Below are 24,953 nucleotides of genomic sequence, written 5' to 3'. Positions count from 1 at the left end.
GGCACGATCCGCACCAGGCACGGACCAACGCCCCCCCGACGGACGCAACAACTGCTGTCTCAGCAGGTCAGCAGCGCTATGAGCGCTGCACCACCAGCAGACGAAGAACCTGATGTCTGGTGCTTCACCGCCACGTGCACTCACCGGTCCTCGGCGAGCGGGAGCTGTACGAGTGGCGGTGCCTTCCCCGCCTGGCTCGCTCCCACCCAGCTGGTGCTCCTCCCGATCTCGGATACCGAACTGGGCCCGCGCTCGGCAACGAGATCTTCCGCGGGACCTCCAGCCCGGGCAGTGCGAACACGCTCAACGAAGTACTGTCGGGGACGCTCGGAATCGTCGTCCCAGCCCTGCCGTTCGACGCCGGGTACGTGCTGATCGGACGGCTCACCATCTCACGGGGGATCCGTGGCTGACTCTGCCGAAACCGTCGAACCGACCTCCCCGACCTCCCCGGCATCCGGCGCTGCGGGCCCCGGCGGATCCGCCCGATCCGCCGGGCCCGACCGGCCGGCCGCCGCCAGCGCGAGTATCCGGCTGAACAACCTCACCAAGCGCTCTCCGGACAGCCAAGCACCGGCCGTGCAGGACGCGACCCGAAACGAAGCGGCCGGCGAAACCGTGATCCTCGTGGGGCCCGCGGGCTGCGGCAAGAGCACCACCGCCAAGGTGATCAACCGGCTGATCGAGCCGACCTCGGGGCACATCACCCTCGGCGGCCAGGACGTCACCGGCATCAACCCCGTGGCGCTCCGCCGCACCATCGGCTACGCCATCCAGACCACGGGTACCTTCCCGCACATGACCGTCACCAAGAACATCGGGCTCGAACCGAAAATGACCGGCCGGCCCCGCCCGAAGGTGCGGGACCAGGTCGAGGAGATGAGCAACACCGTGGCCGGCCCGAGAGCCACCGACCCGGCACTCGTGGAGACGGCGCGCGGCATCGGGATGTCACCGCTACTGATGCTGCTGGCCCGGGTCGAACTGCCCGGCAGCCGTCCAGCTGATCCTGGCGGGCATACGGACCACGCTCCTGCTGAACGTCGACACCGCGACGCCGGCCACCTTCGGCGCAGGAGGAGGACTCGGGGACCTGGTCTCCTCCGGCATCACCAACCAGCGCATGCCGGTGCTGGTGCTCGGCTCCGCACTGACGGTCGTCATGGCGCTGATCATGGACCGACTGGGGACACTCGTCGAGTTACTGCAACGCCCACGCGGCCTGGAGGTAGACCGATGCGGCTGACCCGGTTACGAACAGCCGTCGCGGGCGCGGGCGCCCTGCTGCTCGCCGCCGCAGGGCTGAGCGGCTGCGGACTGACCAGCGGCAGCCCGCTGGCCGACTCGGTGCAGCCCGGCTCCATCGGCAAGGGTCGACCGCTGAAGGGCGCCCAACTGACCGTGACCTCAAAGGAGTTCACCGAGCAGATCATCTTGGGCCAGATCATGGGGCTGGTCTTCAAAGCGGCCGGCGCGAAAGTCCTGGACCGGACGAACATCCAGGGCTCGATCGGTGCCCGCGAGGCGGTCAAGTCCGGTGCCGCGGACGGGATGTACGAGTACACCGGCACGGCCTGGATCACCTACCTCGGTCACACCAAGCGGGTCGTCGACCCGCACGAGCAGTGGAAGGCCGTACGCGAGGAGGACCGCCGCAACGGCATCGCCTGGCTGCCCCCAGCCCCACTCAACAACACCTACGCGCTGGTCGCGAACCAGGCAAATGCACAGAAGTACCGGCTGCGCACACTCTCCGACGTGGCACGTCTGACGAAGAAAGACCCGGGCGCGGCAACGATCTGCGGCGGAAGCGAGTTCTCGGTGCGCGAGGACGGCCTGCCGGGCGTAGCAAAGACGTACGGCTTCGCCCTCCGGCGCGGAAACTTCAAAAAGATGGACGACGGCGTCGTCTACACCCAGGTCGCCCAGGGCACGGCCTGCACCCTCGGCGTGGCGGCCACCACCGACGGCCGCATCCCCCAACTCAAACTGACGGTGCTGCAGGACGACCGGCACTTCTTCCCCAACTACAACGCAGCACCCGAGATGAACAGCGCCACAATGAAGAAATACCCCGCCATCACCGACCTCCTCACCCCCATCACCAAGCGGCTGACGGGGGCAGAAGCCCAGCGGCTGAACGCGCGGGTGGACGTGGACGGGGAAGACCCACACGAGGTCGCGAAGGACTGGCTGGTGCGGGAGGGCTTCATCCGCGAAGGCTGACAGACGGATCCGCACGAACCCGCACCGGCGGGGGTAGTTCGAGGACGGTGGAGCGCGAGGACGCATCGTCCCCACACCTGCGGGGGGGGAGAGTTCGTCGGCCGGAAGTCCCCGATTGGCTTCGTTCACTTCAAGCAGCAGCGTTTGTCGGCCGGCTTGGGCAGCAGTCGAACATCTGACGCTTGAGCATCTTGATCCGGTTGACGTGTCCTTCGACGACACCTGAGTTCCAGGGCAGGGTGAGGCCGCGGATGACGGCGTCGCGGTCGCGGCCGATGCCGGCAGCGAGGGTGTGGATGGTGGGCAGGTCGTCCTGCCGGCCGGCGTCGAGCCATTCCGGTGGCCGCTCGCCCCCTCGCTCGGTAAGCATTCGGGCGAAGGACCGGATGTGCCCCGCGAGGGCGTCCAGCTCCAGGCACTGGGCCAGCACCGCCTTGAGACGCATCTGTTCGTCGTCGACGCCGACCACCCGCGGCGCCGGTGGTTCAGGATCGGGCAGGGCCTCGAGCAGCCGCGGTACGGTGCTGCGGCTGACGGACACTCCGAACACACCCGCCATGCAGGCGCGAGACCGACCGCGGCCAGCGTGAACCGAGCCGCTCGGTCCACCGACCGTACCGCCGGGTCAGCCCGGCAATCTGCTCGACGAAGGTCCGCCGCTCGCACAACGCGTTCTCGCAGACGAACCATCGGACCCGAAGACACAGCCGAACACGTTTCCCCGACCCGCTCCCACGTGCCATCCAAGGCCCACATCCGCAGCCGGTTGTAGACGCCTCGCCAGTTGCCGTACTTCTCCGGCAGGTGAACCCACTAAGCGATCGCATCGATCACCTCCCGGTGATCCCGCCAGCGGCCCCCCTCTTCGGCATCCGGTCCGGGACCAACGGCTCGATTCGCGCCCACTGCACCATCAGTTAACGCCAGACCCGGGCCAACGACCGACTGCTCCCAACGAAACTGCCTAGGTGGTCACACAGGGTGGGGCGTACGGCAGTTGGGGAACGTATCGGCGCCATTGCTGCCGGCTCAGGGCGCCGGAGCTCCCGGCACAGATACGGCTGATGGCTGACTCGACTTTCAGGTCCCAGAGCGTGGCCACGCCGTCGTCGGTAGTGGCGGCCAGGGTGTGACCGTCCGGGCTGAAGGCCAGAACGTCGACGAATCCGGTCTCCACGGTCAGCGGCTGGCCAATGAGGGTGGGATGGTCGGGATCGGTGACGTTCCACAGGTTGATGGTGCCGTTGTCGGTGTGGCCGGCCGCTGCGAGGGTGTTCCCGTCCGGGCTGAACGCCACCGTCCCCAGGCTGCCGCCGGGCACAGTCAGGGGACTGCCCCTGCGTGTGAGGTGGTTGGGGTCGGTGGCATTCCACAGGGTGACGGTGCCGCGGCTGTTCCCGGTGGCGAGCGTGCGGCCGTCCGGGCTGAACGCCACCCAGGTGCTGGTGGCGGTCGGCTGGTCGATCGGCTCCCCGATGCGGACCCCGGGGTCCGCCGTACTCCACAGTCCGACGGTGCCGTTGCTGCCGTCGCCGCCGGCCGCCAGCATCGTGCCGTCGCGGCTGAACGCCAGGGACTCGACGGACCTCGTGTGGTCATTGGAGATGCCGGGCTGGGCGTCGGGCTTCGCGGGGTCGCTGACGTCCCACAGGGCGATGCTGCCGCGCTCGTTGTCGCCGGCCGCGGCCAGAGTGTGACCGTCGGGGCTGAACGCCAGGGAGAAGATGAGCCCGTCCGCCCCCTTGAGGGTCTCAGGGAGGCGAACGGGATGGCTGGGGTCGGCGGTGTTCCACAACGTGACGGTGCCGCCGCTGTCGCCTGCGGCCAGGGTGCGCCCGTCCGGGCTGAACGCCACGGCGTCGACAGGGTCCTTGGGGCCGGTGAGCGGATCACCGCGGGGAGCGGGGTGGTGGGGGTCGGCGGTGTTCCACAGCGAGACGGTGTTGTTCTGGTTTCCGGCGGCCAGGGTGCGCCCGTCGGGGCTGAACGCCACGGATGCCACATTGCCGCCGGCGCCGATGATCCGGGTCGGCGGCAGACTCCACAGATCGACGTTGCCGTCGCTGTTCCCGGCGGCGAGGGTGCGGCTGTCCGGGCTGAACACCACGTCGGTCACCGCGTCGCCGGGACCGGTCAGCGGCCGGCCCAGAGGGCCGATGGCCCCGGGGTGGGTGACGTTCCACAGATGGGTGGTGTGGTCGGCGCTGCCGGCTGCCAGGGTGTGACCGTCCGGGCTGAACGCCACCGACATGACGGGCTGGGCGGGACCTGTCAGCGGCTTGCCCAGGGGGGCGGGGTGGCCGGGGTCCGCGACCTTCCAGAGGTGGACCGGGCCGCGGCTGGTTCCGGCGGCCAGGGTGCGGCTGTCGGGGCTGAACGCCAGGGAGTTGACGTGATACCCGGCCTTCAGGGAACGGCCGCGGCCGGGGTGGGCCGGGTCGGTGGTGTTCCACAGGCGGATGGTGCCGGCGTCGTCGTCACATGCGGCGGCCAGGGTGTGCCCGGTGGGGCTGAACGCGATGCGACGGGAGAAAACGTCGGGGCAGTGGAGGTTCAGGGGCGCTCCCGCGGGCTTGACGTCGTCGGGGCGGGTGACGTTCCACAGGCTGACGAGTCCGGCGTGCCATCCGGCGGCCAGGGTGCGGCTGTCGGGACTGAACGCCACCGATTCGATGGAGGACATGGCGTCCCAGTCCGTGATGGCGGGACTCTTCGGCCGGCCGAGCAGGACTGGGTGGCTGGGGCTGGTCAGGCTCCACAGGTCGACGAATCCGCCGGAACCGGCGTCGCCATTGTGGCTGGTGTGACCGCCGACGGCCAGCACCCGGCCGTCCGGGCTGAACGCGAGCGACAGGATCGAATTGACGGAACGGTCCACCGGCACGGGTTGGCCCAGCGCCACCGGACGGCTGGGATCGGAGACGTCCCACAGCCGGACGAGCCTCTGGTGGACGTTCCCGGCCGCCAGCATGTGTCCGTCAGGGCTGTAGGCCACGGTGTACACCGCGCCGCGCGGGCCTGGAAGCCGGGTGTCCAGCGGTGTGTTCTCGGTCGTGATGAGCCGGGATGCGGCCTCCGGGGTCGGGTCCATGCGGTAGGCGGTCAGCGCGAGTTGAGCGGACAGCGAAGGATCGGTCGGCGCCAGTTGCACGGACGCGGAGGTGACGGCGGCGTTGATGGCCTGGTCACGGGCTTGCAGGGCCCGGGTGGCGGCGGTCCGGGCGTGGGACTCCTGCCGGAAGGCGAACACCGCGGCCAGCGAGGCGATCACGGCCAGGGCGGTGATGGTGGCGACCGCGGCGCGCCGGAGCCGTTGCCCGCGCCGCTGGTGGTGGCGGGCGGCTGCCAGAAATGCCCGGGCGGCGCCGCTGAGTTCCGGCCCGTGTGTCTTGGCCCAGGCGAGGGCGGCCTCCAGGCGGTTGCCGCGGTACAGCGCGGCTGCCTCCCGGCCGGCCTGTTCCCAAAGCTCGGCCGCCTCTTCCAGATCCTGTCGTACGAGGTTTCCGCTGCGGTCGTGCTCGATCCAGTCCCGCAGCCGGGGCCAGGCGCGGATGAGCACCTCATGTGTCATCACCACCGTGTCCTGCTCCCGGGTCAGCAGCCGGCCATCGGTGAAGTCGTCCAGGACCCTGACGGCCGCTTCCCGGTCCGGCGCGTGACGCAGCAGCTCGTCGTACCGGACGCGCCGGCGGCTGTCGTCGGCGTCGCGTCCCACGATGACGAGCCGCAGGAACACCCACCGTGCGGCCTCGTGACAGGGCGGCGGCAGGGTGTCGTAGAGCCTGTCCGCCGTGGTGGCGATGGCGCCCTGGATGCCACCGGTGACGCGGTATCCGTCCACGGTGAGCGTATGGCCGTGGCGCTGCTGCCAGGTGGCCCGCAGCGCGTGTGCGAGCAGCGGCAGCCGGCCCGTGGTGCTCGTACCGACCGGTCCCCCGACCGCGCCCAGGTCCGCCAGCAGCACCTCGACCAGGCCGTCTTCGACGTCAAGTCCCACGTTGCTGGCCGGGCGGCGGATCGCGTCCTTGAGTTCGTCCTCCGTCATCGGCTCCAGCAGGACCGGTCCGGCCCGGAGCGCCGCCCGGAGCTGCGGATGGGCCGTGCACGCGGCATAGAAGTCCGCGCGCACTCCCAGCACCACGACCGCACCGCCCGCGGGCCGGGCCAGACGGTCGAGCACGTCGATGAACCACTGCCGTTCGGTCTCGTCGCCGCAGGCCGTGAAGACCTCCTCGAACTGGTCGACCACGACGACCAGGCCCGTGGAGGGTGACTCCCCGGCGGGCGCCGGATCGTCGGCTCCGGTGATCTCGCGCAGCTCGGCGAGGCAGCGTGCGGGATCGGCCCGCCACGCCGGTGCCGTGCGCCGGGCCGTCTCGGCGTCGAGCTCGGCGGCGGCCGCCAGTGCCAGGGCCGGGGAGGCCGTCGGGGTCAGCAGCAGCCGCGGCCAGGTGCTCGAACCCGCCACCGGAAGCCGGCCTTCGTCCAGGGCCGGTAGTACCCCGGCCGCGAGCAGGGACGACTTCCCGGCCCCCGAGGGGCCGATCAGCACCAGCGGGCCGCCCTCACGCATCCGGGCGTCCATCCGCTCGCACACGAGGTGAACCATTCGCTCACGGCCGTAGAACCACTGCTTGTGCCATGCGTCGAACGGGGCCAAGCCCGGGTACGGGCACGGCACTTGGTCGGCGCCGGGGCCGGGGACGGTTCTGCGCCCCTCCTCGCCGAGGCGCACGTGGAGGTCGCGGCCGGCCTGGAAGACGCTGCCGCCGCCGGTCGCGCTCGCCTCCTGCCGTTTCGGCTGCCAGAGGGGCGGCCCGTCGGGCGGCGGGGCACCGGTGCTGCGTTCCGTCACGCCTGTCCGCCCCTGGTGACGGTCATGTCCCGGCCGGCCAGGAACGCGTCGCCGCCGGAGACGTGTGCCTCCAGCGCCATCGAGCCCGTGATCTGCTGTTCCGGGGTTCCGGCAGCGCGCGGTTCCTCGCCGAACAGCGCGCGCAGCTCGTCGACGGCGTCCGGCCGCGTGGCCATCAGCCGGATGATGCGGGCCTGCCACTCGGCGACCAGCAGCCCCTGGAGCTCCTGGCCGTCGCCCGTCTGCTGTGCTTGGAGCAACTCGCCGCGCGCATCGGTCAGTTCCTCCTCGATGCGCTCCGGGTGCGCGGACCGCCACAGGGACAGGACCGAGGACTTGACCGCGGCCCAGCCGTCCGTCGTCAGCAGATCGATCAGGCGCGCCGCGGCCGCCGATGCCAGGCCGGCGAGTTCCACACCCGTCTCCATGTCTTCTCCTTGTCCCTTACCGCCCGTGGGCCGCGATCGCGGTCACTGTCAGGTGGGAGGCGATGAACACGTGGTCGCCGCCCACCGTCCACAGGAAGCCCGCGTCCGGCTGCCCCGGATCGCTGTATTTCCACCGGGCCCGGCCGGTGGCCGCGTCGATGGCCCACAGCGTCTTGGCGCTGTCGGTGGCGAAGACGGTGTCGGCCGAACACTGCGCGCTCTTGCCGGAAGTCCTGAGGGCGGCCTTGAACATGTTGGAACCGCCCATGTCGCTGGCCCCGCCGAGCGTCGCGACCCACTGGATCGTGCCGTCGGCCGCGGCCAGGGCGGCCAGGTCGCTGCCGACCGGTACGTAGACGGTCGCGCCGTCCAGGCTGGAGAACGGGGCGCCGATCTGGACCTGGTCCCCGTTCTTCGCATCGAAGCGCCGATGCCACTTCTCGCTGCCCGTGGCCGCGTCGACGGCGAACAGCGTTTCGCCGTTGCCGCCGGCGAACAGGAACAGCCCGGCGACGTAGCACGTCAGCGGCCAGCCGGTGGTGAAGTAGTACCCGGCGCGCGGGACGGATACCTTCCAGCCGCGGGCGCCTTTCCTGCCGGCGTCGATCATCTGGACGCGGCCGGGCTTCCTGCCCGGAACGGCCGAGGTGGCCAGCAGGTGAGAACCGGAGGGCGGTACGAGCACGTTGTTGATGTCCGTGCCCTTGACCCGCCACAGTCCCTTGCCGGTCGCGGCGTTGAACGCACGGATGTAGCCGGTGGTCGGAGACTCGGGCGAGAACGACCCGGATGTCTGACTCAACTCCCCGCATACGTACACCGTGTTCCCCGCGACCGCCACAAAGTGGCTCAGGTACCTCGCCGCATGCGTGCCGCCGCCGGGATCGACGTCGGCCATCTTGGTCGCCCACTTCACCTTCCCGCCGGCGGCGTCGAACGCCGCCAGCATGCCTGGCTGACTCGGGGTGTCACAGAGCAGGTAGAACACTCCGTCCGCGTACGCCGTCGGGTAGTTCAGGCTGGTCGTGCCCAAGAAGTTGGTCGTGTTCAGCTGGCGGAACACGGATTTTCCGGTCGCGGTGTCCAGGAAGGACGTGGCAGTTTTCGTGACCACCATGACCACCTTGTCGGACGCTTCCAGGCAGTTGGGGGCATGCTTCCCGGCGCCTGCCCATGCCTTGGTGGCGTCGGGTCCGGCCAGCACGATCGGTTCCGGTCCGTCCGTCGAGGACGGCGACGCGGAGGAGGCCGACGTGGGTCGCACGCCTGACGGAGAGGCCGGCCGCGCAGTGGACCCGGGCCCGCCGGCCCGGCCGTCGGGTGCCGGCGACGAGTCGCCGGAAAAGGCGAGTGCCGCCGCGGCCCCGCCGAGTACGGCCGCGCCCCCGGCCAGACCGAGGATCAGCTTCCGGCGACTGACATCCGTGCCGGCAGCGATCACCGGCGGCGGAGGAAACGGTCCCCGGCCGCCGCGCCCGGCGGACACCGATCCCACCGCCGCGGTCGCGGCGGCCATGTCGGCGGTCACCGCCGGCGGCAGCCAACTGCCCGCCAGGGACGGCAGGTTCTGACGCCTCAGGTAGTCGACGACTTGCTCCGCGGTGGGACGGTCCTGCGGTTCCGGGTACAAGCAGCCGCCGATCACCTCGCGCAGCGACACGGGGAGGGCGCCCGTGTCCGGCTCGCCTCCGGAAGCTGCGAACAACACGGTCGACCCGAGGTCGAACATGTCGTCCGTCGGTGAGGGTGCCGGACTGCCGGTGGCTCCGACGATCCCCAGGGCCGTGATGCGGGGCCCGTCCATGGTCAGCAGCACCGAGTCCGGGCTCACCTCGCCGTGGACCGTCCCGGCCGCGTGGAGTGCGGCCAGCGCCCGGGCGAGGCCGTCGGCGAGCACCCGCAGAGCTGGTTCGGACAGCGGGCCGTGCCGGTCCACCGCCTGCCGGAGCGGCAGTCCGGCGGTGAACTCGGTCGCCAGCCAAGGAACCGGGGCATCGGCGTCGGCATCCACCACCGACATGAGGAAAGCACCTGACAGCGTCCGTGCCGCCTCTACGGCGGCTCGGAACCGGTCCCGGAACCCTGGGCCCGCGGCGAGTTCGGGCCCCACGACCGTGACCGTGACGAGTAGCCCCTCGTCCGTGCGGGCCGTGAAGACCTCGCCCCCGCCGACCGTGCTCTGCCTTGCGAGCAGCGCATACGGCCCGATCCGATCAGCACCGTCTGCTCCGGGATGATCCATCGTCCGCCCCTCACGCCAGCCTGATCGTCTGATCACGGGCCGCCTGGTAGGCGCTGCCACCGCCGGACACATGGGCCGTCATGGTCATCGATGGCCCCGGATCGGCGGCGGGCGCGGTGCCGTGCCCGGGTTCGACAGCGGGGTCGGTATCGGTATCGAACAGGAGAGCGGTCAACGCGTCGCCCAAGTGCTCCAGTCCGGCCGGCAGATGGGTCTCCGGAACGCGGAGGAACTGCAGGCGCGCCAGCTCTGCGATCTCGGCCGGCAGCGCCGAGGCGTCGGGCAGCATCGTCGCGTCACCCAGAAGGACCGGGACCACGCGGTTTCCCGCCCGCAGAGCTGTCGCGATCTCCAGGCAGACCCAGTCGTGAGTCCGGTCCAGGAGTCGCACACCGTCCTCACCCCGCGCGTCGAGCCACCCTGGCCCGATCAGTACGCACATGAGCTCGCACTCGGCGGCCTGCCGCCGCAGGATCTCGGCGAAATCGGCCCCGGGCGGAATCGACTGGCCCGACTTGAAGATCTCGTTGGCACCTAAGCGGTCGGACAGCGCGCGGTAGACGCGGTCTCTCATCCACCGGGAGTCCGGTTTGCGAAAGCTGAGGAAGATGCGCGGCACCATTGCCCCCTATCCGGCAAGCCTTGACGTCAGGGATCGTGCTCACCCTAGGAGTGGAGTACACGCTCGGTGGCTATTCGCCGGAGATTGAATAGCGGCCGCAAGGCTCCGTACGCTGGCCGGTATGGACCCAGCGGACAGCGCGGCAGGGACGGTCTCGGCAGGGAGATCGACCAGCCCGCGCCTGCCACCGGGCGACTTCGGCGTCGTCCTGGCCACACTCCGGGCACGTCGGGGGTGGAGCGTGCGCGAGTTCGCCCGGCGTGCGCACGTGTCCGAGGGGCAGATCTGCAATCTGGAGAGCGGGTTGCGCAACCCGACGCCCGCTGTGGCGGCGGCATGCGACGCGGCCTTCGGCACCGGCGGGGAACTCGTCGAGCTGGCCGGGTCCGGCCGCCGCGGTGCCCGGACCGAGGGCATCGTCGAGGCCGGCCCCGTGGTCGCCGGATACGAGCGGGTCCTGTGGGAGCTGAAGGGCATCGGCAGATCCACCGGACCGAGGTTCGTCACCGCTTCGATGAAGTCGATCACGCGGATCCTGACGGACGCCGGCCCGCATGCCGTTGGCGAGCAGCGTGCCGAGATCTGGCGGCTCGCCTCAAGGTTCGCCGAATACACGGGGTGGATGGCACAAGAGGCGGGAAATCCCGCGGAGGCGTTGCGCTGGACGAATCTCGCTGTCCGCTGGGGCGCACTCGGCGGGGACGAAACGGTGGCCGCGTATGCCCTGGTCCGCAAGGCGTTCATCGCCCAGCACCGCGGTGACACCCATGCGGCGATCGGATTCGCTGACCAGGCGGCCGAACACCCGGCGGCCAACCCGGTGATCCGCGCGCACGCCGCGCGACGCGCGGCCCAGGGGCATGCGTGCCGTGGCGATGCGGGGGCCTGCCGGGAGGCACTGGAGCGGTTCAGAAGCCACGCCGCCGAGGCCATCGACGACCGTACTCCTCACTGGGGCCCGCGCATCGAGAACGGCAACCCTCGACTCATCGAGGCGTCCTGCATGCTCAGCCTCCGTCGCTTCGAGCTGGCCGCCGACCTTTTCGCCGCCGAGCGCCGGCGCCGACCGGCCGTCCCGGCGGACAGCAACTCCCTGGCCCGCTTCGCGGTTCGACAGGCGACAGCCCTGGCCGGTGTCGGCCGCCTAGACGACGCCTGTCAGATTGTCGAGGCCACGCTGCCCGTGATCAAGCGCATCGACTCGGCCACCCTCCGCGCCGAGCTGGGCCCTTTCGTCAAACAGGCCCGGACCCGGAGAACCAGCCCGGGCCAACTCGCCCTCATCGACGCATCGACCGCCCTCGCGATCGGCTGACAGTCGCGATCAGCTGGCAGTACGGACAGAACTGGGGTGCTGGTCGGTGAGGTCGGTGACGCGGCTGGCTGGGGTGTGGCCGCTGATTCCGGTGTGGGGTCGGTGATAGTTGTGCGGTCCAGTCAGTCGGGGAAGGGCCCGGCGCGGGCGGCAGGTCGATGCAGATCCCGCATTGCCAGAGCACACTTCGTGTCCTCGCGCAGGGCTGGGCCGAACGCTCCTACCTACCGCCGGGAATGGCGCCCTTGACACCGTGTCCTGGTGACCATCCCGTAGGGCACCTCGCTGGTACGTTGACGGGAATCGTGGGAGGGGCCCCAGAGGTGGACACTGACCTGCGGCATGCAACTGTCGTGGCACTAGGCGAGCTCGGGCGAAGTCATGACTACCGTGACCGGGCGGATGCCGGTCATGGCCTGGCAGCGTTCGCCGAGATGCAGGAGGCCCGCGGGCCGCTGCTGGAGCTTGTACTCGACCCAGGTGACACCTTCGTCACCCGACGGACCGCGGAAGCGTTGCTTCGGCGGAAGGACAGGGCCGGACTGACGATCGTCGCGGCCGCACTGGCCGTCGCCAACTCGAATCACAGCGATTGGATCCACACCGCAATCGTCGATGTATGTAGCGTCTTCTCCGACGACCGGGACGAAGCGATACGGCTGTGCGAGGAGATGTCGCGGGATAGCGACGACCGTGTTGCATGGGGAGCCCGTCAGCTGCACGAGGTCCTGGCAGAGATCGATCCCGTTCTTCGTGCCGTATAGCGCTGGGCGAACGCTGTCGTGAGAGCGCAGGTGATCGACGAGTCGTGGCGGAACACCGCGACTGCGCCGGCCTGGTGGGTGTAGGGCGGGGCGGGGCGGGGCGGGGCGGCACAGGGTGCGCTCAACCCAGCGGAGGGTTCAGCAGGCGATGGCGATGGCGTCCCGCAGGTGGGTTCGCGCCCAGGCCGGAAGCGAATCCCGGTCCCCGGTGGTGCCGTTCAGGACTCGGTGAGGTAGGTGGCGGCGGCGTCAAGGTCCTCGCTGGCGCGTCCTGAAGGTGGCTGGAGCTGGCCATGGCAAGGGCGTCCCGGACGTCTTCGACCGGCTCGATGAAGTCGGTCGCAGGCCGCTGTCAGCCGGGCGAGTTCGTCAGCGAGGGCCTTGCGCTTGGTGGCGGAGCAGGAGCTCGGCGGCCGCTGAGCAGGTGAGACGGAGGTCTTCCGCACCGGGCGGTCTGGTCCTCGCCGCCAAGGAGGGCCGACGAGTATTGACAGCATCCGAGCCGGAGCTGTGGAGCCGGCCAAGGCTGGCTGATCACTCCGGATTGCTGCTCGACGGCCCGCCGCCAACCCGGCGTCGGGCGGGCAGCATGCCCTGCTGGGGGACCTCCTCCGACGGGAACGGCTGTCGCAGCCACAAGTCGAGAGCCTCATAGTCACCTTCGGTGAGACCAAAGCGGGCATCGACCCTGTGAAGCAGGGCGGGCCCCGGGTGGTGGGCGGCGACCCAGGCTCGATCCGTGTCAGTGATTTCGTCGTCGACCCATACGAACGGCCGGCCCGCCGCCCATTCGACCAGGCCATGGGTTTTCCAGTGCAGTCCGCCGCGTTCGTCCTGCTCGTCGACGTCTGACGGCTCCGGCCAGACCACCACGGCAAGCCGCTGAAGACCGATCAACGGAGCGATGCACTCGTTCGCGTCATCCATCCACGTCGTGGCCCAGACCAGCTCACACGGAAGCGCGGACAGCTTGACTCCGTGCTGAGGGTTCATCCTGGTCAGCAGCGGGTTCGCGTCGGCTTCACGCAGATCGGGACCGGTCGCATAGGTCGGATACTGCTGGGGTTCCGCCCCGAACGGGATAAGCGGTCCGTCGACATCAAGGAACAGCAGCGGCAGCCGCACAGAGCCAGTCACAGCAGCACAGGGTAGCGACGGGCACCACCGCCGGTCGCCTCAACGAGGCCAGGCCGACTGCGGCCAAGGTCGAACGCAGCCGCTCAGTGCGCTGGCCATGCCTGCGGTGATGGGGATTCCTGAAAACGACCAGGGATGCTCTTCGCCCCCCTCGGTCCGGCTATCAACGGACTGGGGAAGTTCAGTGAGCGGCGGGCCGTCGGTGAGCCGGGGTGGCCTGCTCGTTCAGTGTCCGGACCGAGCCGGGCCACCAAGGCGCCGAACTCCTGGCCCAGACACCACCTCGGAGACCATGGCCCGCTCAGAAGTCGTAGCAGACGTAGGCGCCCTCGGGGCCGCGGGCGATCCGGTCCGAGCCCCAGCAGTGGAGCATCGGCCCAACGCGGTACAGGGCGGCGCCACCGGCGAGCAGGACAAGGACGGCGAGCACGGTGGTCACGATCCGCATGACGGTCATCCGCCGTACGTGCCACCAGGCCCCGGCGATCGCAAGCGTCCCCAGCCCCAGCATGACGGCCGACATCGGGGCGGTGTTGTTCTGGATCCCGGGAAAGCGGTCCGGGTGCGCGACGTGTTGGACAGCGGCGAAGGCGAAGAAGAACAGCAGCAGCCCCAGCAGCAACAGTCCGACGGAGATGGCCCCGCGGCCGACGGCTCGGCCCCGGCTCCGCGGGCTTCCGGGCGCCCCGGCGGCGTCCGCGCGCACGAGCCGCCGGTCGAGGAGCGCCCGGAGCCGGTCCACCTCCTCCGGGACCGCCACGGCCCGCTTGGGAAGGACGGCGAAGCCGACGGAGGACTTATCGGCGCTGAGAAGCACGAACAGCTCCGGCGTCTCGACATAGCGCGAGTAGAGGTGCCAGTTGTGGCTGGCCGAACTGTGCGCGGTGGTGAGCCGGACCCCGGTGTCGTCGACCGTCCCGCAGATGTCCCCCTGTCGTTCGGCGAGCCGGTGGAGGCGGCGCGCCTGCAACCACGGCACCGCAGTCCTGAAGGCGACAAAGCCCACCACCCCTGCATACAGCGGCCACGGTGTGTCCCGGTGGCCGGAGCCAGCCGCCGACAGCAGAACGCCGATGGCCGTGACCGCCACCGTCCAGATCAGCGCCCCGCGCTCAAAGCGTCCCGCGCCGGTGCTTCTCGCGCGTGCCCGCAGCGCGGACGCCAATTCGCCGATGGTCGGCCGGTAGGCCAGCTCCACCGGTCTCTCGGCGACCGCGTCCGTTTCCCGGCCCTCGGCCATGTCCCCTCCTGGTTCGGTGATCAACCGGATCGTAGAGGCTTTCTCAACCGCTTCGGCGACCTGGCAGTGGTCGGCGCCGTACGTCACCGATAGCGGGCGGTCCCTCCCTTGTGGTGGCCGTCCGCAGGTCAGCGCGGTTCCGCCGGAGGAACCAAGCCGAGCAACTCCGAGGACACTCCGAGCACGGGGTGGGGAAGCATCTGTTCCACGAAGGTCAGGCGGGGGCACATGGTGTTCCGGCAGGCACTCGAAGAACCGACTTCCTCCGACTTCCTCCTACGACCGCAACGTCTCCGAAGGCGACTCCCCGAACTTTTGGCGGTACGCGAGTGAGAAACGGCCCGGGTGCAGGAAGCCCCAGCGGGAGGCGACGGCGGTCACGGTCGCGGAACCCGGGTCGGCGGCCAGGAGTTCCTTGCGTACACGGTCCAGGCGGATCTCGCGCAGGTACGCGAGCGGTGTTGTCGCGAGGTGCCGGCGGAAGCCCTCCTGAAGGGCCCGTACGCCGACACCCACGCATTCCGCGATCTCAGCGACCGTGAGCGGCTCGGCGGCGTGTCCCTCGATGACCTCCATGGCACGGCGGACCGCGGGCGGTGCCACGCGCGGCTGCTCGCCGAGCAGCGCCGGCGTGTAGTTGTTGGGCTGGGCCATCAACAGCTGGGTCATGAGGAGTGATTCAAGCTGTTTTGTCACGAGGGGCTGGCTTGTCATCCCACCAGGGCCCTCCGCCTCCCGGCGCATGAGGTCGACGATGTTGAGCCAGGACCGGGAGCCCGGCGTGGTGAGGTTCATGCCGAGCGAGAAGAAGATCGGGCGGCGCACGGTGCGACCGAGCAGACTGCCCAGGTGCGATTCCAACGACGCTCGGTCGAGCCACACGATCAGCTGCGGATTGCCGTCACCCCAGCGCATGTCCAACTTTCCGGTCGGAGAGGGGACAGAAGCGAGTTCTGGGGAGGAAATGATCTCCTCGCGACCGCAGGTTATTTCGGCGTAACCGGCGAGCGGGATTTGGACGAGGAAAAAGCTCTCCAGATCGCCCGGTGTGATCCGGACTTCCGTTCCGTAATCGAGGTAATAGAGACCTGTCCGATCGAAGGGTGCACCGTGCAGCCGGGCGTCGAGTGTCGCCGACCGCCGCACGATGCGCAGCTCATGCGGGCAGAAGGCCCGGCCGACCTCGGCCCGCGCCTCCCAAATGTCCGTTGTATGGAACCGCTGGTGATTTGCGAGGGGGGATTTATCAGCGGGCATGTAAACCTCCACCGCCGAGATGTGCGCGATCGGGACAGCAACCCGCGTGATCCGGATAGCGCAGGTGATCTTGCCATATCAAGATTGACCCCTGACCGCCGCGGACCCGAGAGAATCCTGGGAATCAGCAATGCAGGGAGTACCGGGCCGGACTGCGCTCGCCAGAGGCGGAGTCACGCCCAGCGGACAGCCCCTCGCCTGCGCGCTGCGCGTATTACGCGCGACCGGCGCGGCGAGGGCCGCCAAGCCCGTACCCCGTACGTCGCGGCACCCTTGCCTGTGCTCCCCCGGCTCGCCGGTTCGGCCGGGCCCCTCTAGCCGGCCGGGTCACCCGGGGGCCCGTCCCCCGGTCCTACGGGTACCCGGCCACCCGCGGCTGCCCGCCGGCCCCCCTCCGGCGGGCAGCCGCATTCCCCACCACCGCCGCCCACCCGTTGACGCCGCCACGTGCCGAAACGCTTGCACAGCGCACGCACTGCCCGGCACCGCTCAACAACCGCACACCCCGAACCCCTGGAGGACCCCCTCATGCGCAAGATCACCATCGTCGGAGCCGGCCAGGCCGGTCTCCAGCTCGGCATCGGCCTGATCGGCCACGGTTTCGACGTCACCCTCGTGTCCAACCGCACCGGAGACCAGATCCGCGAGGGCCGGGTCATGTCCAGCCAGGCCATGTTCGGCACCGCGCTGGCCCACGAGCGCAACCTCGGTCTCGACTTCTGGGGCGATGCCTGCCCGTCGATCGCCGGTCTGGGCGTGAGCATCGCGGACGGCCAGGGCGGCCGGGCACTCTCCTTCGACGCCCGCCTTGAAGCCACCGCCCGCTCCATCGACCAGCGCGTGAAGATGCCACTCTGGATGGGCGAGTTCGCACGCCGCGGAGGCCGTCTGGAGCTCTGCGAGGCCGGCATCGAGGACCTGGAGCGCTACGCCGTCGAGTCCGACCTGGTGATCGTCGCGGCCGGCAAGGGCGAGATAGCGGGGCTGTTCGAGCGCGACGCCATGCGTTCCCCGTACGACGCTCCGCAGCGCGCGCTGGCCCTGGCGTACGTCACCGGCATGGCACCGCTGCCCGACCGCCCCGGCGTCAGCTTCAACGTCATTCCCGGTGTGGGTGAGTACTTCACCATGCCCAGCCTCACCACCAACGGCCCGTGCGACATCATGTTCTTCGAGGGCATCCCGGGTGGCCCGCTCGACTGCTTCGACGGGCTCGCCCCCGACCAGCTGCTGGCGAAGTTCCAGGAACTGCTGCGGACGTACGTTCCGTGGGAGGCCGAGCGCTGCACCGATGTCGCGCTCACCGACTGGAACGGCACCCTCGCGGGCCGTTTCGCGCCGACCGTCCGCAAGCCCGTCACCACGCTACCCTCCGGCGCGCAGGTGCTCGGCCTGGCCGACGTCGTCGTCCTCAACGACCCGATCACCGGCCAGGGGTCCAACAACGCCTCGAAGTGCGCGGCCTCCTACCTCGCCACCATCCTGGACCAGGGCGAGCGCCCGTACGACGCCGCGTTCATGGAGCTGGCCTTCGGCCGCTTCTGGGATAACGCGGAGGCTGCCACGGCCTGGACCAACGCGATGCTCGGCGCCCCGCCGCAGCACGTCCTGGAGCTCTTCGGCGCGGCCAGCGCCAACTCCCGTATCGCTGCCCGCTTCGTCAACGGATTCGATGACCCGCGCGACGTGCATCGCTGGTTCATGGACCCGGTCGCCGCGAAGAACTATCTGACGGAGGTCGGCGCCTGAACGGCTCGTCATAAGCGGATACACGATCAAACTGACACTACGTCAGCGATAGAAACGTAGACGAGACAGGACAGCAGGACATGAGAAGGATCGCGGTGGTGGGAGCCGGGCAGGCGGGGACCCAACTCGCCCTGGGACTCCAGGCGCACGGCTACGACGTCACCTTGGTCACCGACCGCGCCCCGGACGAGATACGCCGCGGCCCGGTCATGTCCAGTCAGTGCATGTTCGACACCGCGCTGCAAAGCGAGCGCGAACTCGGCCTGCACCACTGGGAGGACCAAGCCCCGGACATCTCCGGCATCGCGTTCTCTCTCATCGGCCCGCACGGCACTCCGGACGTCTCCTGGCGCGCGCCGCTGGAGGGCCCTGCCCACTCCATCGACCAGCGCGTCAAGTGTGCCGCCTGGATCGAGCAGTTCGCGGACGGCGGCCGCGGCGAGATCGTGCTGCACGAGGCGGGCGTCAACGACCTCGAATGGTACGCCCGTACGCACGATCTCGTCGTGGTCTCCACAGGCAAGGGCGAGCTGAGCCAACTCTTCCCGCGCAACTCCGAACTCTCCCCGTACGACCGGCCGCGCCGTGCGCTGGCCCTGACGTACGTCACGGGAACGGCACCCCGGGAGAGCGAGGACGCCATCCACTACCGCTTGGTCCCCGGCGTCGGCGAATACATCTCCTTCCCGGCCCTCACCACCACCGGACCCTGCGACATCATGGTCTTCGAAGGCGTCCCCGACGGCCCGATGGACTGCTGGGACGACATCCGCACGCCTGAAGACCACCTCACCCGCTCACTGGAACTCCTCCACCGGTTCTTCCCCGACGCATACGAGCACTACCGGCACTCCCGACTCACTGACAGCGGCGGCGTGTTGCGCGGCAGGCTGACTCCGACCGTCCGGCACCCCGTCGCCCGCCTGGCCTCCGGCCGGCACGTCCTCGGCATGGCCGACGCCGTCGTCCTCAACGACCCGATCACCGGCCAGGGCTCGAACAACGCGGCCCAGGCCGCGACCCACTACCTCGACAGCATCCTCCGCCACGGCACCGCCGAATTCACCCCGCAGTGGATGCAGCGCACCTTCGACAACTTCTGGCGCGGCTGGGCTCAATGGGCCGTCGGCTGGACCAACTCCCTCCTGACCGAACTGAGTCCGCACCACCGCGACCTCCTGACCGCGGCGGCCGGAATCCCCTCGGTCGCCGGCGCCCTCGCCGCCGGATTCGACGACCCGCGCACCCTCTACCGCTGGTGGTTCGAGGAGGCCGAGGCACACCGCTTCCTCGCCGAGAAACGCGCCCAGCATGCCGCCCGCTTCGACGGCCGCGAATTGCGCCGCGCGCTGGGCCAGTACGCCACCGGCGTGACCGTGGTGACGGCCCGCGCCCCCGACGGCCGCAACGTCGGCATGACCGCGAATTCCTTCACCTCCGTCTCGTTGAATCCGCCCCTCGTCCTGTGGTGTCCGGGCAAGAACAGCCCGAGCCTCCCGGACTTCACCGACGCCTCGCACTTCGCCGTCCACGTACTGGCCGCCGACCAGCACCACCTGTCCCGCCAGTTCGCCACCCCGGCCGACGACAAATTCCGCGATACCCCCACCACCCCCGGTATCGCCGGCACCCCCCTCCTGGACGGCGCGGTCGCCCGCTTCCAATGCCGCACCGTCCAACGCCTCGACGCCGGCGACCACATCATCTTTCTCGGCGAGGTCGAACAGTACGAGTCCGACGGCGGTACCCCTCTGGTGTTCCACTCGGGGTACTACCAGGTGGCGACGAAGCATCCAGATCTGTGAACGCGAAGTGCCTCTTGGCCTGGCACCATCCGGCTCACACAGGGACACCGGGGCTGAGCCGCACACAGGTGGATGCCGACTGATGCATCTCCTTCACGTCACGCTTCGGGTTCGAGAGCCACACCGGGCCCCTCCCATCCGACACGCCAGCCTCGCCCACTTCAGCTACAGGTGCGACGGGTACACCGAAGACCGGGGTGCGCTTCTCGCCGGGTCAACCGAAGGTCGCCACCCGCCGTCCGTCCTCAGCACCGGAGCCTCTCCGACGGTAGCCTCCCGAGCCGCACCGACAGGCGACCTACCCACCCCAGCATGCGGTGAGCTGACGGCAAGATCCGGACCTCGCGCTCAGGCCCCGGCGCAGCGTGGTGCCCACCCAGTCCGCCAGGTCCGCCAGGTCCGCCAGGTCCGCCAAGGCCGGATCACCGGACGGGTTGTCCAGTCTGTTGGTCCGCGAGTTCGACGTCGGACTTACGTGTCTGACCGCTTGGGGAGCGTGGGGAAGCGGCATCAGCCGTGCCCGCCCGCGTCCGCGCCAACGCGACCGCATCGCCCTGGAACGCCCAAGACATCTTCGGCTCCATCACGTAGCGGAACACCCGCCGTACCGGCCGCGTGCACAGCAGCGTGATCAAGGTGACGGCCAGCAACGTCACCACGACCTCGCCGACCGGCGTGCGCACCCAGGGGAGAGTGTCGTACCACCCGGACCAGCGTGCCATCTTGATCGCGAAACCGTGCAGCAGATAGCCGTACAGCGTGCCCGCGCCCAGCTTCGTGAACCACGTCTGCCGCAGTGGCACCAGGGCCAGGAAGCACACGGTGAGCACCGAGGCGCAGCCGAACAGCGCGAGTTCCATGACCGGGGAGACCCACGCCGGCATGCCCAGGTCCTGTACGGCGTTGTTCTGCCGGAACCATGCGGAGTTCATGCGCGGCGCCGCCCAGTACGCGAAGACAACGGCGGCCAGCATCACCGGCGCTGCCGCGACGCGGATCGCGCGCTGCCGCAGCAGGTCGAAGTGGGCCGGCTTCAGGTGCAGTCCGAGCACGAAGAACGGCAGGAACTGCAGTACCCGCCGCATGGCGAAGTCATTGCCGACCTCAGGTGAGGCCGCCGCGAGCACGGCGATCACCAGCGCCAGTGGGACGGGCCAACGCACGATCTTCCAGACAGGGGTGGTCAACCGCCAGATGAAGAGAGCTGCCAGGAACCAGTCCAGGTAGTAGGGGCTGGTGAGGCTGATCGGCTCGTTCGGGGTGTCGTGCACCCAGCGCTGGAAGTAGGCGTAGAGAACCTCGAACACCACGTACGGCACGGCGACACTGGTGATGAGCCGCTTGACCTTGGCCGGGCTGAGGTCGAATCCGCGGGAGAAGTAGCCGGAGATGAGGACGAACGCCGGTATGTGGAAGGTGTAGACGGTCATGTACAGCGCCGTCGCCGCCCGGCTCCCGTGGGTGAGCGGCTCCCACATATGCCCCATGGCGACGAGGACGACCGCCAGGTACTTCGCGTTGTCGAAGAACGGGTCTCTCCCGCCAGACTGGGGCTCGATGCGTGGGACGGGATCCTGCCGCCCCTCGGTCGCCGGATCCACAGTACGTTCGAGGGGTATGGCCGCGCGGAACATTTGAGGCACCCTAGCTGCACAACTGTAATGGGTAAAACCGTCCACACAACTGATCCGTCACCGGTCCGTCAGTTCGGCGCAACGACCGGCTGATTTGCGCGCTCCGCCTGCTTGATGCCTCATCATCTATCTCAAGGGAGGCGTGTAGGCGGCGAACTGGGCCAGCGGTTGTCGCGCTACGGCGGAAGAGCCGCTCCGGGCATCAGATGCCGCCCGAGCGACGGTGTCGCCGCGAGATCCGGCCTCGCACGCGCCCGGCTCTCCCGCCTGAGCAGCTGCCTCGCCGGGCGGCAGGCCATCGCACCGCCCCTATGACAGTGGTCATCACTGTGTGGGCCTGACCAGGTGGAAAACCTCGCGGGCGGCGTAGCGTTTGAGGCATCGGACGGTCTCGCGTCGGGTTTTGCCCCCCGTGGTGCGGCGCTCAAAGTAGTCCTGGGTGCGCGGGTCGAAGCGCAGGCGGTCTGCACGATTCGTTGCAGGGCGGCGCCCGGTCTCCCCCGCGGTTGAGGCGACGGTAGTGCCGACTGCCCGAGGAGCGCTCGACAAGGCTGACCCCGCACAGCGCGGCGAAGGACGCCTACCGGTGAGTGTCCACACCACTAGACACACCCAGCCGGCCCGCTCCCAGCAACGCACCATCCCCAGCCACGGTCGACACAGCGTGAGCAAGACACTCAGGCTCATGAGTCAGACCCCGCCCCGGGACAGCACCCGCCAATTCTCCCGGAACTCACGGCCTCCCACCCAGACCCGCAGAACTCTCAACCCCAGCTCATGGAACACCCTGAATCCGACTCTGGCAGACCACAACGGATCGCGAAATTCGACATCTCGTTCAGCCTCTGGCGTTCACCAACCATGCCAGCGAATGGCGGGCACCTTGGCCCCGATTACCGGACGGGTATCAGCACGCTCCCACGGTCAGGGCCTGATGCCCGGCGCACCCCGCACCAAGGAGGAGGCCGACGTGGTGAGTAAGATCATCACCGCCTTCGCCAAGGGCGACGAAAGCAAAACGGTCCCCGACGGCAGGCGTGGAAGTCTCGGAGCGTCGCCAGTACGGTCGTGCTGCTGCTCTACTCGCCGCGATGCTGCCCATGAAGGTCCTTGGGTGAATCAGGTCAGGTCAGGGGCATTGTCAGTGGGGTGCGGCATGATGCGGGTACGAAAGTGTGACGATGATCGCCGGCACCCTGTGAGGTCGCCCGCGCACATTCCGACCGCTCCTGTCGAACGGCACGTTGGCGGCACTTCGGTGTACGAGTTCGCCCCCGGAATCGATCACCGAGCCCTGTCGCCGCGCCGCGCCACACGTGGGTGACAAGCGCACGCCACACCCGGAAGCAGGCGGCGGTCGGGGTGCGATTCAACCCGTACCACACCCCTAGGATGAACGAGGCACGGTCAACACGACTTGACGGTGCCGGACGGACAGGACAACGGGGAGACAATGACCAGCCCGACCCAGGCTCCAGAACAGGCCAAGGCCTATGAGCCCCACCCCTACATCGGGGGGCGCAATGCCGCGCTGCGCGCGCTCACCACGTGGCGGATGGAGCGGCCGGGCGCGCCTCGGGTCGTCATCCTGACCGGAAGTCCGGGCACCGGCTGTTCGCGGCTGCTCACGGGGTTTCTGATGCTCTGCGACCCGGAGTATCGCAAAGGGCTCGAGCTGGACGCGTTTGATCCGGCGACCGTGCCTCCGGACTTGCCCGCACCCGCGGTGCCGAGCGTCGCCGGGCTCACGGCAGCGCAGACCCTGTGGCTGCTCGCCGATCACTACGAGTTGTCCGCGACCCGCACCGCCGACATCTTCCCCGAAATCGGTCAACTCTCGTTGGCCGGGCGACCGGTGACGATCGTTGTGCCGGATGTGGATCGGGCCGGTCCGGTGCGGGGGACGGGTGAGCCCGCGCGCGTGGTGCGGGACGTACTGAAGCCCCTCGCCGCCGTCGAGTCCATACGCCTTCTCGCCGATGTGCCCCGGGAGTTCGCCGCCGAGCTCGCCGAGGGCCTGCCGCCCGGCGTGGCCCAGATCATCGACCTCGACGCACCCGAGTGGGCCGACCCCGAAGGGCTCGTGCTACAGGCCGAGGCGCTGCTCAATCCCCAATTCGGCGCCCCGGACCTGCCGTTCACGACCGAGCCTGGCGCTCGACGCGCGCTCGCCGAGGCGATCGCCCGGCACGCGGGAGACGGCGCGGGCAGCCGTCTGGCCGTGCGTCTCGCCGTGCAGTCGATCCTGATGCACCCGGAGGGGTTCGACCCGGAGGATGCGAGCCAACTGCCCGGCAGCGTCGGCGAAGTGCTCGATGTGCACGCCCAGCGACTTGACATCCATCCCCGCACCCTGCGGCAGATCCTCGCGCCCCTTGCCCTCGCCGAGGGCGGCGGCCTGCCCGTGCATCTGCTGACCCCGCTCGCCTCCGCCGTCGCCGAGCGGGACATGAGCGAGGACATGGCGCGGGGCATGCTGCTCGTCGCCCCCTTCATCCGCCCCATCGAGAGAGCCGGCGAAGGCATCCCCGAGGACGAGCGGACGCTCGTAGGGTTGCAGCACCCGGGCATCGGCGAGGCCGTTCGGGCAGGCATTCCGGACGTTCCGGGCGCTCAGGCGCGTATCGCCATGGAGTTGCTGGAGGCCGTACCCCATCAGGACTGGGCGAAGGCAGGGGTGTACGTCCGCGATCACATCGCGGGACACACCCTGGAGGCCGGTTTGCTCCCCCGGCTCCTCACCGACCCCGGCCTGTTCGCCCATGCCGAGCCGGTGCGGTTGCGGGCCGCGGTGGAGGCCGTACCCCCGGAGCAGCTGGACGCACCGGCGCGCACGTATCTGCGTACGGCACCGCTTCTCACCCGCACCCAGGCACCCGCCATCTTTCGAGCGGCGCTCCTGGAGACCGCATTCGTCGAAGACGGACTGCCGGAGTACGCGGCGGTGTTGCGCCGCACGGTACCCGAGCTTCCCTGGCACACCCTGTGGAGCGTGCCGGTCGCCGGGGTCGACGCCGTGACCGTTGGTAAACTGCCCCCGTTCGCGGCCGCGTCGGACAGCACCGCGGAGACTCCTGCGAAGCAGGAGCCTCCGGAGTCGGCCCCGCTCGCGGTCGCCGTAAGCTCGGTGCCTCGGGGCACCCCGGGTTCAAGCCCGTTGAAAGCCGACGATCCCAAGGCCCCCGCCGTGCTGGTGCAGGACCTCGCCACCGGTTCCGTCATCGACGCCGACCCGACCCGGATCCTGCGCCCCTCGGATGACGAGCGCGCCACGGGGCCGCTCGGGTTCAGCCGCGGCGCCGACTATGTGCGCGTCTGGCGTCGCGGCGAGCAGAAGGGCGACGAGGAGATCGTCACGGCCCTGATCTCCGCCACGCCCTTCACGGGAGCCGATCTCTCCCCCGACGGCATCCTCCTCGTTGCCACGGAAAGCGGTGTGAAGGCGCTGCAGATCCGCCCGGCGCAGCCCGATGCCACGACCGCTCGGAGCTCCGTACCCGACCCCCAGGCAGCCGAGCCCGAGCCCACACAGGCCCCCGAGCCCAAACCGGAAGCCGCACAGGCTCCACAAGTCCCCGGGCCCGATGCCCATCCGACCGCTTGACACCCACCCACCGCAGACCGTTGGGCTCAAAGGCCCGAAGCCTCTCGAAGGCGCCCGCATCAGATCGCCTGCACT

The 24,953-nt window shown here is 69.5% G+C and carries 14 protein-coding genes and 4 pseudogenes; 9 read left to right on the top strand and 9 right to left on the bottom strand.

The genetic code is table 11. From position 1 onward, the window contains the following. Window positions 1–233 precede the first annotated feature (233 nt). From ACZ7MX_RS23305 to ACZ7MX_RS23290, 4 genes and pseudogenes are all read left to right on the top strand, one after another. Window positions 234–413, top strand: a pseudogene (locus ACZ7MX_RS23305) (ABC transporter permease); the annotation flags it as partial. Next, window positions 406–849: pseudogene (locus tag ACZ7MX_RS23300) on the top strand (ATP-binding cassette domain-containing protein); the annotation flags it as partial. The pseudogenes ACZ7MX_RS23305 and ACZ7MX_RS23300, both read left to right, overlap by 8 nt. A 30-nt stretch (window positions 850–879) precedes the next feature. Further along, a pseudogene (locus ACZ7MX_RS23295) lies at window positions 880–1,246 on the top strand (ABC transporter permease subunit); the annotation flags it as partial. Continuing rightward, window positions 1,237–2,226, top strand: a complete 990-nt coding sequence (locus ACZ7MX_RS23290) for a glycine betaine ABC transporter substrate-binding protein (RefSeq protein WP_472134966.1) — start codon at window positions 1,237–1,239, stop codon at window positions 2,224–2,226. The pseudogene ACZ7MX_RS23295 and the gene ACZ7MX_RS23290, both read left to right, overlap by 10 nt. A gap of 130 nt (window positions 2,227–2,356) precedes the next feature. Here ACZ7MX_RS23290 and ACZ7MX_RS23285 read toward each other — a convergent pair. The 5 genes and pseudogenes from ACZ7MX_RS23285 to ACZ7MX_RS23265 all read right to left on the bottom strand — a co-directional run. Continuing rightward, a pseudogene (locus tag ACZ7MX_RS23285) lies at window positions 2,357–2,707 on the bottom strand (hypothetical protein); the annotation flags it as partial. A 483-nt stretch (window positions 2,708–3,190) separates the two neighbouring features. Beyond that, on the bottom strand, window positions 3,191–7,081 hold the full coding sequence (locus ACZ7MX_RS23280; protein WP_472134964.1) for an nSTAND1 domain-containing NTPase: 3,891 nt from the start codon (window positions 7,079–7,081) through the stop codon (window positions 3,191–3,193). After that, window positions 7,078–7,509: a hypothetical protein gene (locus tag ACZ7MX_RS23275; RefSeq protein ID WP_472134962.1), complete on the bottom strand. Its 432-nt coding sequence runs from the start codon at window positions 7,507–7,509 to the stop codon at window positions 7,078–7,080. Before ACZ7MX_RS23275 ends, ACZ7MX_RS23280 begins: the two co-directional genes overlap by 4 nt. Window positions 7,510–7,525: 16 nt before the next feature. After that, window positions 7,526–9,751 carry an outer membrane protein assembly factor BamB family protein gene (locus ACZ7MX_RS23270; RefSeq protein ID WP_472134960.1) on the bottom strand — a complete coding sequence of 742 codons (2,226 nt, stop codon included), beginning with the start codon at window positions 9,749–9,751 and terminating at the stop codon, window positions 7,526–7,528. Between the two features lie 10 nt (window positions 9,752–9,761). Then, entirely contained in the window at window positions 9,762–10,373 is a 612-nt protein-coding gene (locus ACZ7MX_RS23265; RefSeq protein WP_472134958.1) for a toll/interleukin-1 receptor domain-containing protein, read from the bottom strand. Window positions 10,374–10,494: 121 nt separating this feature from the next. Here ACZ7MX_RS23265 and ACZ7MX_RS23260 point away from each other — a divergent pair, with 121 nt between their 5' ends. Both ACZ7MX_RS23260 and ACZ7MX_RS23255 read left to right on the top strand, forming a co-directional pair. After that, a complete protein-coding gene (locus ACZ7MX_RS23260; RefSeq protein WP_472134956.1) occupies window positions 10,495–11,688 on the top strand; it encodes a helix-turn-helix domain-containing protein in 1,194 nt (397 codons plus the stop codon). Window positions 11,689–12,011: 323 nt separating this feature from the next. Beyond that, on the top strand, window positions 12,012–12,452 hold the full coding sequence (locus ACZ7MX_RS23255) for a hypothetical protein (RefSeq protein ID WP_472134954.1): 441 nt from the start codon (window positions 12,012–12,014) through the stop codon (window positions 12,450–12,452). Window positions 12,453–12,986: 534 nt separating this feature from the next. On the opposite strand, the gene ACZ7MX_RS23250 is transcribed toward ACZ7MX_RS23255, so the two are convergent. From ACZ7MX_RS23250 to ACZ7MX_RS23240, 3 genes are all read right to left on the bottom strand, one after another. Next, on the bottom strand, window positions 12,987–13,589 hold the full coding sequence (locus ACZ7MX_RS23250; RefSeq protein WP_472134952.1) for an HAD domain-containing protein: 603 nt from the start codon (window positions 13,587–13,589) through the stop codon (window positions 12,987–12,989). Between the two features lie 301 nt (window positions 13,590–13,890). Next, window positions 13,891–14,829 carry a YcxB family protein gene (locus ACZ7MX_RS23245; RefSeq protein WP_472134950.1) on the bottom strand — a complete coding sequence of 313 codons (939 nt, stop codon included), beginning with the start codon at window positions 14,827–14,829 and terminating at the stop codon, window positions 13,891–13,893. Between the two features lie 276 nt (window positions 14,830–15,105). Then, entirely contained in the window at window positions 15,106–16,086 is a 981-nt protein-coding gene (locus ACZ7MX_RS23240; RefSeq protein WP_472134948.1) for an AraC family transcriptional regulator, read from the bottom strand. Window positions 16,087–16,614: 528 nt separating this feature from the next. Between ACZ7MX_RS23240 and ACZ7MX_RS23235 the strand changes: the two genes are divergently transcribed. After that, window positions 16,615–17,835 carry a styrene monooxygenase/indole monooxygenase family protein gene (locus tag ACZ7MX_RS23235; RefSeq protein ID WP_472134946.1) on the top strand — a complete coding sequence of 407 codons (1,221 nt, stop codon included), beginning with the start codon at window positions 16,615–16,617 and terminating at the stop codon, window positions 17,833–17,835. Window positions 17,836–17,915: 80 nt separating this feature from the next. Then, entirely contained in the window at window positions 17,916–19,640 is a 1,725-nt protein-coding gene (locus ACZ7MX_RS23230) for a flavin reductase (protein ID WP_472134944.1), read from the top strand. A 422-nt stretch (window positions 19,641–20,062) separates the two neighbouring features. Here the strand turns inward: ACZ7MX_RS23230 and ACZ7MX_RS23225 are convergent, their stop codons facing one another. Next, complete coding sequence (locus tag ACZ7MX_RS23225; protein ID WP_472134942.1) at window positions 20,063–21,274, bottom strand: acyltransferase family protein; 1,212 nt, start codon at window positions 21,272–21,274, stop codon at window positions 20,063–20,065. Between the two features lie 1,423 nt (window positions 21,275–22,697). On the opposite strand from ACZ7MX_RS23225, the gene ACZ7MX_RS23220 reads away from it, so the two are divergent. Continuing rightward, window positions 22,698–24,878, top strand: a complete 2,181-nt coding sequence (locus ACZ7MX_RS23220) for an ATP-binding protein (protein WP_472135099.1) — start codon at window positions 22,698–22,700, stop codon at window positions 24,876–24,878. Window positions 24,879–24,953: the final 75 nt, after the last annotated feature.

Source organism: Streptomyces sp. NPDC107765 (assembly GCF_055657085.1).
This window is presented reverse-complemented; position numbering and strand designations above follow the sequence as displayed.

Excerpts from the sequence above, each read along its gene's own strand:
- ACZ7MX_RS23270 (WP_472134960.1), bottom strand. The coding sequence starts at position 9,751 with ATGGATCATCCCGGAGCAGACGGTGCTGATCGGATCGGGCCGTATGCG.
- ACZ7MX_RS23265 (WP_472134958.1), bottom strand. The coding sequence starts at position 10,373 with ATGGTGCCGCGCATCTTCCTCAGCTTTCGCAAACCGGACTCCCGGTGG.
- ACZ7MX_RS23260 (WP_472134956.1), top strand. The coding sequence starts at position 10,495 with ATGGACCCAGCGGACAGCGCGGCAGGGACGGTCTCGGCAGGGAGATCG.
- ACZ7MX_RS23290 (WP_472134966.1), top strand. The coding sequence starts at position 1,237 with ATGCGGCTGACCCGGTTACGAACAGCCGTCGCGGGCGCGGGCGCCCTG.
- ACZ7MX_RS23240 (WP_472134948.1), bottom strand. The coding sequence starts at position 16,086 with ATGCCCGCTGATAAATCCCCCCTCGCAAATCACCAGCGGTTCCATACA.
- ACZ7MX_RS23275 (WP_472134962.1), bottom strand. The coding sequence starts at position 7,509 with ATGGAGACGGGTGTGGAACTCGCCGGCCTGGCATCGGCGGCCGCGGCG.
- ACZ7MX_RS23235 (WP_472134946.1), top strand. The coding sequence starts at position 16,615 with ATGCGCAAGATCACCATCGTCGGAGCCGGCCAGGCCGGTCTCCAGCTC.
- ACZ7MX_RS23225 (WP_472134942.1), bottom strand. The coding sequence starts at position 21,274 with ATGTTCCGCGCGGCCATACCCCTCGAACGTACTGTGGATCCGGCGACC.
- ACZ7MX_RS23230 (WP_472134944.1), top strand. The coding sequence starts at position 17,916 with ATGAGAAGGATCGCGGTGGTGGGAGCCGGGCAGGCGGGGACCCAACTC.
- ACZ7MX_RS23245 (WP_472134950.1), bottom strand. The coding sequence starts at position 14,829 with ATGGCCGAGGGCCGGGAAACGGACGCGGTCGCCGAGAGACCGGTGGAG.